Origin of the sequence: Candidatus Aegiribacteria sp. (assembly GCA_021108435.1) — a bacterium.
Taxonomy (GTDB): Bacteria; Fermentibacterota; Fermentibacteria; order Fermentibacterales; family JCC-6; genus Aegiribacteria.
In genome coordinates this window covers 1-12,762 of sequence record JAIOQY010000197.1, presented here as the reverse complement: position 1 = coordinate 12,762, position 12,762 = coordinate 1, and the positions used below count along the sequence as shown (strand labels likewise).

Genomic DNA, 12,762 nt, shown 5'->3' with positions numbered 1-12,762 from the left:
GCCAGACCTGCAAGGAATATTCCCTCAGCGGAGAAATCCACAGGCCTGAGCTTTACATGGGCTTCCATGAAGAACCTGTCTTCATTGAGCGGTATCTTAAGCATCTGTGAGAGTTTTTCCTGGTCTTTCTGAGGCTCCATGGCCGATGCCAGTATGATTCTGTCAGGGACAATCTCAATATCCATATCAAGAACGTGATCGCGGACACTGACAGCGATTTTCTTGTTTTCACCGTCTTTGATGTATTTTACAACCGGCTTTTTATCCTCATCGTATCTGATGAATATCACGCCCATATTTCTGGCCTGCTGGTAGTACTCCTCGTTGAAACCGTAGGTTCGAATATCACGGTAGAGGATATAGACATTCATTTTCTGATTGAGTTCCTTGAGACGTATGGCGTTCTTAACGGCCTGTGTGCAGCATACTCTGGAACAGTACGGATGGTCATCATCCCTTGATCCGACACACTGAATCATGACTACGCCTTTAAGCTTGCTGTATTCCTTTTCGTTTTCCTCAAGAACTTTTTCCAGTTCAAGCTGGGTAATCACATGACCGTCCGGGTCACCGTAGAGATATGAATCCGGTACCGTTTCAATCCCGCCGGTAGTTATTATGATTATCCCGTGTTCGTACTCCTCGGTCTCCCCGTCATCATTGCTCTCTATAGATGTAAGATAATTGCCTATATAACCATCAATGGCGGATATTCTGGAGTTCAGGTATACAGTTACTCCCGGATGTTCTTCCACTTTGCTGATCAGTTCATCAAGATATTCGGCAACCTTCCGTCCATCAGGTCTTGTGGTAAGGCTTCTGAGATTGCCTCCCAGAACTTCATCTCTTTCAACAAGGGCAACTTCAAAACCCTGGTCCGCTATGGACAATGCCGCTGTCATACCTGCCAGGCCTCCGCCCACTACCAGCCCCTTTTGAGTGACATCCAGAGCGATGGTGTGAAGCGCCTTTAATAAACGTGCTTTTCCTACCGCTATTCTTGTCAGGATTTTCGCTTTTTCCGTTGCTTTCGCAGGTTCCGCACGGTGAACCCAGCTGCACTGGTTCCTGATGTTGGCCATGCTGAACAGGTAGGGATTCAAACCGGCTTCCCTGATAGTTTCCTGGAAGAGCGGTTCATGTGTACTTGGTGAACATGAGGAAACGACCACTCTGTTGAGTTTGTATTCGTCTATCAGTTCCTTCATCGTCTCCTGTGTATCCTGTGAACATGTGAAAAGATTCTCCCCGGCGTACACAACATCCGGCAGTGTCTTTGCGTAGGCAGTAACAGCGGGAACATCTACGATACTTCCTATGTTTGTTCCGCAATGGCATACGAACACACCGATCCTGGGTTTCTTTCCACTTACATCCTTTTCCTCGGGATACTGCTTTTCAATTATCTCCGAACCCCGTACATCTGAGAGAATCTCCGCGGCGCCTGCCACTGATCCGGAAGCCTGAATTACTGTTTCGGGGATATCCTTTGGAGAGACCGCCGGTCCTGAGACGAAAATGCCAGGTTTAGTGGTATTGATGGGTGACTCATCCGAATTTTCTATGAACTGATATTTGTTCAGGCGAAGTCCGAGCCTGTCCGCGATATCATCGTTGTTCTTTCCCGGCGCGAGACCGACGGATAGAACTACAAGATCAAATCTCTCCAGAGTAACCTTGCCTTCTTCGGTTACGAACCGGATCTCCAGATCCCCTGTATCGCCAATCTCCCTTATTTTACTGACCCGTGACCTGACGAATTTGATACCGACCTCTTTAGCCCTCTCGTAATACTTGTCGAAATCCTTGCCGTAAGCGCGCATATCCATGAAGAATATCGTCGGCTCAACTGTGTCGACATGCTCCTTTGCTATCATCGCCTCTTTAATGGCATACATGCAGCATACGGAAGAGCAGTATGGCATATGGGAATCTTCCGTTCTGGAGCCGACGCACTGAAGCCATGCTATTTTTGTGGGAACGTTGCCGTCCGATGGACGCTGAAGATGCCCTTCGAAGGGGCCGGATGCCGCTAAAATCCTTTCGAACTGTATACTGGTCAGTACATTGTCATATCTTCCATAGCCGAATTCATGCAGTGGAGAAGGATCGAATATTTCCGAGCCGGAAGTAAGAATCACAGCTCCGACATTTACGTCCTGCAATTCTTCCACCTGATCAAAATCTATGGCATCGGCGGCGCAGACCTCCTCGCAGATTCCGCATTCGCCTGTATTGAGGTGAACGCACTGCGCGGGATCGATACATGCATGGTTCGGAACTGCCTGGGCGTAGGCTATATACACTGCGGAACGGTCGACCAGACCCGCATCGAATTCGGATTTAATAGGTATCGGCCTGTTCCCTGTGATCTCGCTGAACTTGATGCCGTTCTCGACCGGACAGACGTTGTAGCAGGCTCCGCATGTCTGGCACTCATCCGATGTTTCATCAAAGGCTGGAGACACGAGACGTTTGCTTCCCCTGCCTGAAAATCCGAGGACACCCTTCCCCATCCGTTCTCTGCACATTCGCACACACAGGCCGCAGAGAATGCAATCCTCATTCTTCGGTTCTATCCGGGTCTGAGTTATACCCATTTCTTCGGCAAGACGTTTGATATTCTCGGAATCGGGGCACCGTGCGAGCAGGAGTTCCATCATGATCTTACGGGATTTCAGAACCCTTTCCGTAGATGTCCTTACTGTCATGCCCTCCTGCACAGGGTAATTGCAGGATGTCTGAATGGATATTCTTCCGTACTGCTGCACTTCCACAAGACATAAACGACAGGAACCGTAGGGAGAAAGCGCTTCATGATAACAGAGAGTCGGTATGGCTATATCGAGTTCTTTGCAGGCTTCAAGAAGAGTCGTTCCCTTCTCGAATTCTACGGCTTGATCGTCGATGGTGATTTTGATCATTTTGGTTTCCATGCCTTGCTACTCCACTATTATCGCGTTGAATTTACATACATCGTAACAGAACCCGCACCTTGTACATTTATCTGAATCGATCAGATGCGGCTCTTTCACTTTCCCGGTTATCGCGTCTGAGGGGCAGTTCCTCGCGCAGAGGGTGCATCCTGTGCAGGCATCAGCATCGATCCTGTATACAACCAGTGCTTTGCACACGTGCGCGGGGCATACGGCCTTTTCTATATGCGCATCGTACTCGTCCCTGAAATACTCTATGGTGGACAGCACCGGGTTCGCGAGTGTCTGACCCAGCCCGCACTGGGAGGCGTCCGTCACAGCCTCTCCAAGTTCAAGCAGGAAATCGACATCCGAAGGTTTGCCGTCACCGTTTGTGATCCTTGAGAGTATATCAAGCATAAGCTGACTGCCGTCCCGGCAGGAAGTGCATTTACCGCAGGATTCATCATTTGTGAACTCAAGGAAATACCGCGCTATATCCACAACACAGGTATCGGAATCCATAACTACCATGCCTCCGGATCCCATGATTGAACCCGCTTCAGCAAGCCGCTCATAATCTACAGGCAGATCAAGAAGCTTCGACGGAATACATCCACCTGAGGGACCGCCTGTCTGGACAGCTTTGAACTCCCTGTCATCGGGGATTCCTTCGCCAATCTCGTAGATGATCTCTCTGAGCGATATTCCCATTGGCACTTCTACAAGACCATTGTTCCTTACTTTCCCAACAAGCGAAAATACTTTGGTACCCTTTGATTTCTCAGTGCCTATACCGGAATACCAGCCGCTTCCTTTGGTCACTATAGCGGGGATGTTCGCCCAGGTCTCGACATTGTTGATGTTCGTAGGATTTTCCCAGAGACCGGATTCGGATGGAAATGGAGGGCGGTTTCCAGGTTCCGGAGATACTCCTTCTATAGAATGCATGAGCGAAGTCTCTTCCCCGCAGACAAATGCTCCTGAGCCCTCGCGGATCTGGATATCGAATGAGAACCCTGAATCGAAGATATTCTCCCCGAGCAGACCGTTCTCGTGTGCCTGATCCAAAGCTACTACGAGTCTTTCAATAGCCAGGGGGTATTCTGTTCTGCAATAAATAAATCCTGTGGAAGCCCCGATAGCGTATCCGCCGATGATCATGCCTTCTATTATGGAATGGGGGTCACCTTCGAGAATCGATCTGTCCATATAAGCTCCGGGGTCTCCTTCATCCGCGTTACAGACGATATAGCGATCCGGGGCTTCAGTTTTACGTGTATACTCCCATTTCAAGCCGGTTGGGAAACCTCCGCCGCCTCTCCCCCGCAAACCGGAACTCTTGACCTCCTCTATCAAAGCCTCGGATGTCATTCCACCAAGCACTTTTAAAAGGGCTCTGTATCCGCCCCTCGCGATGTACTCCTCTATAGAACCCGGATCTATTATCCCGCAGTTCCGAAGCGCGATCTTCTGCTGTTTGGAGAAAAATGGGATATCTTCGTACAGAGGTACTCCTGACAGTTCATCCTGCTTCTCAATCAGATCAAATTCTCTGAAAACATCATCGAGCAGAAGTTCCTTATCGTACTTGCAAAGAAGATTATCCTTCGGAATGTTCCCGTCTTCTAGCGCATCCATGAAATCAGTAACTATTTCCGGCGTCATTTCGACATATGTCAATCTGGGAATTCCAGGGATGAAGAGATCGACGATCGGTTCCCTCTGGCAGAAACCAAGACATCCGGTCTTAGAAAGAACAGCATTAAAGCCTGTTTGTTTCAGGATTTTCTCGAATTCATCAAAAACCGCCTGTGCCCCTGTAGCCAGACCGCATGTCGCCATTCCGACAGAGATTCTGATCTGTTCCGGATACAACGATTCCATACCATTCTGCGCCAGCTGATCCAGTTTCATCTTATTCATGGCACTCATTCGTAATCCTTCAGAATTCCGGAGAGATCGTTCAGTTTAACCCTGCCGTAAACCCGATCATCGATCATGATTGCCGGGGCGAGGCTGCAGCAGCCGATACATCTTGCCGCCTCCACTGTGAACCTTAAATCTTCTGTTGTGCCGCCTGGTTCAACTCCAAGTTCTTCGCAGGTCCGCTGCATGAGCTTTTCGGCCCCTTTGACATAACATGTTGTTCCCATGCAGATGCTGACTTTATGTCTACCTCTTGGCGTCAGACTGAAGGAATTGTAGAAAGTGGCGATATTGTAGATATCGGTAATGCCGATTTCAAGCTTCGTTGAAACGTAACGGATGACATCTTTCGGCAGGTAGCTGTAATGTTTGTCTATCTCCTGCAGTACCGGCATCAGATTGCCCTGCTGATCAAGGTGTTTCTTAAGAATACCATCTACGATGTCCCTGTCCTTTTTACTCAGATCTACCTCGTCGATCTCTACAGGATAAATAATCTTTGTAACCGGACAATTGATAACACAGGCTCCGCATCCTGTGCACTTCTCCGAATCGACATAACGGGGATGTTTTTTTACACTGACGGTGAAATTGCCGGCTTCACCCTCTATACCCATCAACTCCGCGTTAGTTATGAGATCGATATTCAGATGCCTTCCGGCTCCCACGAGTTTGGGCGAGATCACGCACATGGCGCAGTCATTCGTCGGGAATGTTTTGTCAAGCTGGGCCATGATTCCGCCAATTGCCGGAGTCTGTTCAAGGAGGTAGACCTTGTATCCGGAATCGGCAAGATCAAGGGATGACTGGATTCCGGCTATCCCCCCCCCGACGACAAGCACAGCTCCTGATTTTGCGGAGTTTTTTTCCATTATTACTCTGACCGCCTGTTGTATGATTCAGCCCGGGCTTTCTTTCGAGCGTCAAACTCCCTGATGAGAGCCACCTTTCTCAATCTGTCCGCCTTTCGATCCTCTTTCGTCATGCTGCTAATCAATTCAATGCTGCCTCCGAACATCGCCTCCGCGAATCTCTGCTTCCCCTCGATCGTCCGGATCATCACCGTTGTATACCCGTCGGGAGAACCGAGCCCTCCAACCGAGATATCCGCGAAATCATTCGCGAAATGGCTGCATCGCAGACATGCCGGTCGTGCTATCTTCTCCACCTCGTTCATTGGAATATGTACCTGAATACCGGATTTCATGTTCAGTATGAAATCCTCTTTGACATTTACGCTGGATATGTCGTCAGGGCTTATATGTCTGCTCTTTATAAAATCCTTATCCATCAGATTATCCATCTCGAAGCACTGCATGCAGAAAAGACCGATCGTGTATTTAATGATATCCGACGGAACGATTGAAACCGCCTGCATCTTCTTGATGGCGGTTATCTGACATGGTGTTCCTACAACCGCGAGCCTGCGGATTTTTTTCGCCTGTTTATAATGATTAATCTGTTTCACGACTGAGACAAAACCTGAATACATCTCGCCAACCTCCTCAAGATGAGGAAGTTCGGAAAAGTGAGATCCAGCCGCATTCAGTAGTTCTTCTCGAGTTGTAGCTACTATCGCTTTCCTGTTGAACATCTCCGTAGTCACAGAGACAACGGCGCCATCTATATGACCGGCCTCAAGCATGTGAATTAAAAGAGAAGTTACTACCCCGCCATCAGTCGCATGTTTGCGAACATCAGCATATGTACTTCTGGCGGAAAGAACATCAGTATAATGTCCTATCGGCGCAGCCCAGTCAGATCGCTCTTTAAGTTCATCCTTCAGAGCATCTGTGCGCGGACAGACAAGGTAGCAGAGCCCGCCGTCCAGGCAGATATTCGGTTCTGTGTATTCAGGAATACCGGAATCGCCCAGTTTCAGAGCACCGCATCCGCTTGCGGAGCAGACTGATACACATCCGCCGCACCTCCCGCATAGTCCCGTATCAATGACGAAGGTCTTCAGGTCGTCGAATGTCTTTATTTTGTTATCAGTCATGACACTCCTCAAAACAGATCTTTACCATTTCGTGTCCAGTTCATCCTCAAGGCTTTTAAGAATTTCTGCCTTGCCATTCTCATCCGGATGCAGCTTATTTTCGATTATCATGCATCGAAGGCTCTGAATAACCTTATCAAGTTCCAGTGCCTTATCGAGTCTCTCAGGCTGAACATATCCTTCTTTAACAGCCATATCGCGGAGAATGCTTATCACATCCGTAAACTTCACGTTCTGGGGACAGAGAGCAGCACAGGTATAGCATCGTGAACACATCCATAAGATGTCCGATGAAAGAACTTCTTCCCTCATTCCAAGTATTGACATCCTGATGATCTTTCTGGGGTCGTACTCTTCATTTACCTCAGCCACCGGACATGAAGCTGTGCATGTTCCGCATGTGAAGCAGCGCATGAAGGATTCCGCTCCGGGCTGGGAAGCTATATCGTATTTAAAATTCGGGTCATTCTCAGCAATAATTATCTTTTTCATACGCCAATCTCCATCTAAACCGTCTCGGGTATATTTTTCAACTCAGCCATTGAAAACACAGGTCCGTCAATGCAGATATACTTTGAACCGATATTGCACCTTCCGCATTTACCGATACCGCATTTCATGCGTCGCTCCAGAGATGTGTATATCCGCTCATCGGGAAATCCAAGTTCTGTCAGAACCGGAAGGGTGTACTTTATCATTATAGGGGGACCGCAAACTATCGCCATAGTGTTATCAGGGCTCGGCGCGACTTCCTTCGTAACAGTCGGAACAAATCCGGTTTTTTCATTCCATCCATCCACGGGGTTGTCAATTGTAAGATGAAACTGGATATCGTCTCTCTGTTTCCAAATTGCTATCTCATCTTTATAGATGAACAGATCCGGATTTCGCGCTCCGTAAATAACCGTGATGTCTTTATAATCAACCCTTGAATCAAGAAGATATATCAGAAGGGATCGCAGTGTCGTGAAAGCAAAACCGCCGCCCACTATCAGTACATTCATGCCTTTCATATCATCCACAGGGTACCAGTTTCCGAGAGGCCCTCTCATTCCAACGATATCCCCGTTCCGGAGATAATGAATCTCATTGGTTACCGAACCTGTTCTGTTAACAGTAAAACGGAGATAATCCTTTTCGGTGGGTGAGGAAGCAATACCGAACGGAGATTCACCCTTTCCGAGAATTGATATTTCACAGAACTGGCCGGGCAGATATTTGAATGCTTCTTTTTCCGATTCATCTACAAATGTAAGATCGTAGGTTCGCAATGTTCTGTCCGGATCTTCTGTTTCGATCCGCTCGACCTTCATTTGCAATGGAATGTATGGATTAGCCATTTATATAACCTGTTCTTCGTATGTGAGAATCTTTTTAAGTACTTCTCTGATATCAAGGTTTACCGGACAGACCATGACACAGCGTCCGCAGCCGGTGCAGAGGATTTCCCCATAGTTTTCCGGATAATAACTGTATTTGTGCATAACCCGCTGCCTGACACGATCCCTCGAGAGGGCTCTCGGATTATGTCCGGATGCTTCCATTGTAAAAATCGGAAGCATGCATGAATCCCAGATACGTACCCGCTTACCCTTTTCTCCCTTACCTTCATCCTGCATATCAAAACAGTGACATGTAGGACAGCTGAAGGTACATGCACCGCAGTTGACGCATTTCGCGCTGATTTCCCCCCATATCGGTTCGTCATATAGAGCAGTCAGCCTCTCGCCCAGCCCGTCAACATCAAGCAGGGCAGTCATCATTGAGTCGGCATCAGAGGCCAGCTTAGCGACCAGGGCTTCATCTTCTTCCGCTGTATCCGTAAAACAGGATAAATTCTTAATGATTTCAATGCCCTTATCACTCACCGGTTCCATCAGATAGACATCCCCGGCATCAACGACAGACACATCCATTCCGACCCTGTCATGCGGCCCGCCGCCAAACCAGTTACAGAAGCATGTTGACAGCGGTTCATTGCATGCGAAACCGAATATCAGCGAAGTGTCGTACTTTTCTTTCCAGTAAGGATCCTGGAATCTCTCTTCCTCCGGCATCTGAATCGCGCTTCCGAATACCCTGTCAAGCATTACAAGGCTGCGCGCATCACAGCTTCTCATTCCCAATACTGCGATTGGTCTGTGAGGTATCTGCGGTGTCCTGACGCCATCTTTGTCATACTCGAAGAGTACTTCCGCATGCGGAAAGAAAATACCTTTCGAAGACATGTCGGTCACAGTTTTGCTGAAATCGATCTCATCACCCGACTCTACAGGGATGAATTCGGTTTTTCCCCCCGTCTTTCCCGGAGCGTAGACAGAGTACTCCGCTGAAAGCTCACGGATGAAATCATTTAATTTCTGCTTATCCAGCCTGACCATCTTCATTACCCCATTATGAATTCCTGTTTTTCGTCTTCCTTGAAATCAACCATAGCGGGCTTTCCGTTGATATCAAGACCGGCGATGTCACCGAATCTGTCTTTAACTTCCATCGCGACTTTCCTGTTGAGAAGCAGAAGATTTATATCCATAGGGCAGGCTCTCTCGCAGGCTCCGCATTCAACACATCTTCCGGCTACGTGAAGGTTCCTTATTATATGGAAAACCATTGAATCCGTGAATTCGCATGTGTTGCCTATCCACCCCGGATCGTTCTGATCTACGAAGCAGACGTTACAGTAACACGAAGGACATACATTCCTGCATGCATAGCAGCGAATGCACTTTTCGTACTCCGCGCGAGTGTTTTCCCATCTCTCCGACGTGGACAGAGCCTCGAACTCCTTTATTTCCTTCAACCTGTCTTCATTCGGAATTTCAGCCCTTGGCTCGCCGATGAAAATGTCGCACTCCTGCGCATCGGGATAAATGCAGGCAAGACATGAAGCGCTCAGTATTTCGCTTCTGTCGAACGAAAACTCGTATCCCTTCCCTTTGAGGGTAACGGTATCTCCGTTATCGATCAGCTCGAGAACCTCTCTTCCGTCCGTCTTTGCCAGCACTTTCTTCTTATCAAGCACCCCATGGCATGGTACCCCTACCATTACAACGTTCTCGCGGTCGATCTGCTTTTCCAGAATATTAAGAACCACAGAACGCGAATCACATCCTTTAACCGCGATGCCGACCTTTTTATCAGTGAACTGTTTTCTGTCCTTCGTGAAATAGATTGAGAGATTGTTCCCGCAGGTAATATCGAAAACAGCCCTGTCCACCTCTTCTTCGGAGGTGATAAACAGAGGCGTCGCCGAGAGAGGCAGGGATCCATTTTCCCACCCAATGAAGAGATCAATCTTTTTTTCAGTTAACAGTTTCTTTATAGCTATGTGGAGCTCGTTAACAACATTCATAACTTTTTCACCAGCCTCGTCGAAGGCCCGAGCTTTCTGACATCTTCAGTTATCTTCGTTACAACTGTGGCGAATCTTTCACCTTCACCGGCAGATATCCATGAGAACTGAACTCTGTTCGGCTCTATCCCTATAAATTCAAGAAGAGGTTTCAATACGGCAAATTTCCTACGCGCTACATAATTCCCTGATATGTAATGGCAGTCTCCCGGATGGCATCCTGAAACCAGTACACCGTCAAAACCGGCTTGAAGGCTTTTCATAATGAACAAAGGATCGACCCGCCCCGAACAGGGAACTCGAACAACCCTGATATTTGGAGGGTACTGCATTCTCGATACGCCGGCCAGATCAGCGCCCGCGTATGAGCACCAGTTGCAAAGGATGGCAAGAATTTTAGGCTGCCATTCACTCATTATAATCCTTCCGAAACTTCTATTTCAAGCGAATCGAATACGGAGAAAAGCTGCTGGTTTGTAAACCCGCGAAGGTCAAGGGCTCCGCATCTGCAGGAAGCAACGCAGGCTCCGCACCCTTTGCAGAGAGCATCGTTAACTACAGCCACGCCTTCTTCCGGATCAACTTCTATAGCAGTATAAGCGCATACTTCCTCGCAGTATCCGCATCCCGTGCATCTGTCCGTCCTGACCTCGCAGATGGTTCCTTCCGCCAGAATGGATTTTTTCTTCAGGAAGGTTAGCGCTCTGCTTCCGGCTGCTTTTGCCTGAGCAAGTGATTCGCTCATATCCTTCGGTCCATGGGCAAGCCCGCATACGAAGATTCCCTCTGTTGCAAAATCGACAGGCCGCAGTTTTACATGCGCCTCAAGGAACAGACCTTCTGAGTTGAGAGGGACCTTTAGCATTTTCGCGAGTTCCAGGTTTTCCTCAGGGGCATCGATAGCCGTTGCCAGCACGAGCAGGTCAGCATCTATTACCACATCTTTCTCGAGAACCGGATCGAATACCGTTACTCTAATCCTGCTGTCAGGGTCATCCGGGCGAATCTTGGAAACGAGCGGTTTGTTTTCGAGAGTGTATCTGAAGAAAAGCGCTCCCCTGTCGCGAAGTTCTGAATAGTACTCCTCGGCGAATCCGTACGTTCTGATGTCACGATAGGCGAAGTAGATATTCGCCCTGGATTTTCTCTTCCTGAGTTCCAGCGCGTTCTTTACCGCCTTCGAGCAGCAGACGCGGCTGCAGTACATCCTTCCTTCTTCCCTGGATCCCACGCACTGCACCATTACCACTTCCTTCAGTTTCCCGGGAGGGTATTTCTCTTCATGAAGCATTCTCTCGAATTCCTTCTGAGTAACTATCCTTGATGAGGAGCCGTAAAGATATTCCTCTGTTTCATGCTCATTGCCGCCGGTTGCTACAATAACGGCTCCATGTGTCAGTTCTTCCCGCTCGCCTGCGCTGTTCTTTAAGACCGTTCGGAAATTGCCGACAAATCCGGCTATCTCCTCTATCGTGCTGTCCAGCAGGACTCTTATCCTGTCATGGTTTTCTACTTTTTCAATCGTTTCAGCAAGGAACTCCTGCGGGTCGCTATCGTTGAAATCAAAGAAGATATCCCTCATGTTGCCGCCAAGAACATCCTCCCGCTCAATCAGATAGACATCGTGTCCGGCATCCCCTATCGCGAGAGCCGCAGTCATGCCTGACAATCCGCCTCCGATTACAAGAGCTTCAGGATCAATATCGATAGGAAGCCTTTGCAATGGCACAAGCCCTCTCGCTTTCCCGACACCCATTTCAACGAGATCTTTCGATTTCCCGGTAGCCATTTCAGGCTCATTCATATGGGCCCATGAACACTGGTCACGGATATTAGCCATCTCGAAGAGGTAGGGATTAAGCCCGGCCTCGCTGATCGTATCACGGAAAAGAGGCTCGTGTGTTCTGGGTGTACAGGCGGCAACGACCACCCTGTTCAGATCGTGCTCTTCGATGCGCTGCTTTATTGTCTCAAGACAGTCGGTTGAGCATGCGTACATCACATCCTCGGAATGCTCAACGTTTTCCAGACCCTCCGCGAATTCTGCTACGTTCTTTACGTCTACAACGCCGGCGATATTTATACCGCAATGACACACGAAAACACCTACTCTCGGACGCTCTCCTGTGACATCTTTCTCTTTTGTACCTTCTTCTTCACTGACTGAGGGGTCGTATCTTTCAAGTTCAAGATATTTTACAGCATTCGCGACAGCGCCGGATGCTGAGATTACCGATTCGGGGATATCCTTCGGGCTGTTCATCGCTCCGCACACGAATACACCCTCCCTCGAAGTTTTCAGTGGATGGAACGTATCCGTTTGGCAGAAGCCGAACCTGTTAAGCCTGATATCCAGATCTTCTGACAGTCCGCGGCTTTCAAGACGGGGCTGAAGACCTATGGAAAGTACGACCATATCAAAGTTTTCGTGCTGTATATCGCCGTTCTCGTACGTGTACTTCAGATCCAGGCTGCCATCAGGCAGTCCTTTGATGTCAGAGATCTTGGATCGCTTGAACTGCACGCCGTACTGGTTTTCAGCTTTATCGTAATACTTGTCGAAATCC

Annotated in this window: 10 protein-coding genes; all 10 read right to left on the bottom strand. The window is 48.5% G+C overall.

Features of this window, described 5'->3' with window-relative positions; genetic code table 11:
• Nucleotides 1-2,936: FAD-dependent oxidoreductase (locus K8R76_11675; GenBank protein ID MCD4848834.1), on the bottom strand; the 2,936-nt coding region annotated here is incomplete at its 3' end.
• A gap of 6 nt (nucleotides 2,937-2,942) precedes the next feature.
• On the bottom strand, nucleotides 2,943-4,850 hold the full coding sequence (locus K8R76_11670) for an NADH-quinone oxidoreductase subunit NuoF (protein ID MCD4848833.1): 1,908 nt from the start codon (nucleotides 4,848-4,850) through the stop codon (nucleotides 2,943-2,945).
• A complete protein-coding gene (locus K8R76_11665) occupies nucleotides 4,847-5,716 on the bottom strand; it encodes an NAD(P)H-dependent oxidoreductase subunit E (protein ID MCD4848832.1) in 870 nt (289 codons plus the stop codon). Before K8R76_11665 ends, K8R76_11670 begins: the two co-directional genes overlap by 4 nt.
• 2 nt (nucleotides 5,717-5,718) lie before the next feature.
• Nucleotides 5,719-6,843 carry a Coenzyme F420 hydrogenase/dehydrogenase, beta subunit C-terminal domain gene (locus K8R76_11660; GenBank protein MCD4848831.1) on the bottom strand — a complete coding sequence of 375 codons (1,125 nt, stop codon included), beginning with the start codon at nucleotides 6,841-6,843 and terminating at the stop codon, nucleotides 5,719-5,721.
• A 21-nt stretch (nucleotides 6,844-6,864) separates the two neighbouring features.
• Nucleotides 6,865-7,335: a 4Fe-4S dicluster domain-containing protein gene (locus K8R76_11655; protein MCD4848830.1), complete on the bottom strand. Its 471-nt coding sequence runs from the start codon at nucleotides 7,333-7,335 to the stop codon at nucleotides 6,865-6,867.
• 14 nt (nucleotides 7,336-7,349) lie between these two features.
• Nucleotides 7,350-8,183 (bottom strand): FAD/NAD(P)-binding protein, encoded by an 834-nt coding sequence (locus K8R76_11650; GenBank protein MCD4848829.1) that lies wholly within the window; start codon nucleotides 8,181-8,183, stop codon nucleotides 7,350-7,352.
• On the bottom strand, nucleotides 8,184-9,230 hold the full coding sequence (locus K8R76_11645; GenBank protein ID MCD4848828.1) for a 4Fe-4S dicluster domain-containing protein: 1,047 nt from the start codon (nucleotides 9,228-9,230) through the stop codon (nucleotides 8,184-8,186).
• Nucleotides 9,230-10,195: a 4Fe-4S dicluster domain-containing protein gene (locus tag K8R76_11640; protein MCD4848827.1), complete on the bottom strand. Its 966-nt coding sequence runs from the start codon at nucleotides 10,193-10,195 to the stop codon at nucleotides 9,230-9,232. The genes K8R76_11645 and K8R76_11640 overlap by 1 nt, the downstream gene beginning before the upstream one ends.
• Nucleotides 10,192-10,614 (bottom strand): hydrogenase iron-sulfur subunit, encoded by a 423-nt coding sequence (locus tag K8R76_11635; protein ID MCD4848826.1) that lies wholly within the window; start codon nucleotides 10,612-10,614, stop codon nucleotides 10,192-10,194. The genes K8R76_11640 and K8R76_11635 overlap by 4 nt, the downstream gene beginning before the upstream one ends.
• Nucleotides 10,611-12,762, bottom strand: a 2,152-nt coding sequence (locus tag K8R76_11630) for an FAD-dependent oxidoreductase (GenBank protein MCD4848825.1), incomplete at its 5' end; no start/stop codon positions are given. The genes K8R76_11635 and K8R76_11630, both read right to left, overlap by 4 nt.

What these genes read in the sequence shown, in the direction of transcription:
- K8R76_11670 (MCD4848833.1), bottom strand. Translation starts at nt 4,850, where the DNA reads ATGAGTGCCATGAATAAGATGAAACTGGATCAGCTGGCGCAGAATGGT.
- K8R76_11665 (MCD4848832.1), bottom strand. Translation starts at nt 5,716, where the DNA reads ATGGAAAAAAACTCCGCAAAATCAGGAGCTGTGCTTGTCGTCGGGGGG.
- K8R76_11660 (MCD4848831.1), bottom strand. Translation starts at nt 6,843, where the DNA reads ATGACTGATAACAAAATAAAGACATTCGACGACCTGAAGACCTTCGTC.
- K8R76_11655 (MCD4848830.1), bottom strand. Translation starts at nt 7,335, where the DNA reads ATGAAAAAGATAATTATTGCTGAGAATGACCCGAATTTTAAATACGAT.
- K8R76_11650 (MCD4848829.1), bottom strand. Translation starts at nt 8,183, where the DNA reads ATGGCTAATCCATACATTCCATTGCAAATGAAGGTCGAGCGGATCGAA.
- K8R76_11645 (MCD4848828.1), bottom strand. Translation starts at nt 9,230, where the DNA reads ATGAAGATGGTCAGGCTGGATAAGCAGAAATTAAATGATTTCATCCGT.
- K8R76_11640 (MCD4848827.1), bottom strand. Translation starts at nt 10,195, where the DNA reads ATGAATGTTGTTAACGAGCTCCACATAGCTATAAAGAAACTGTTAACT.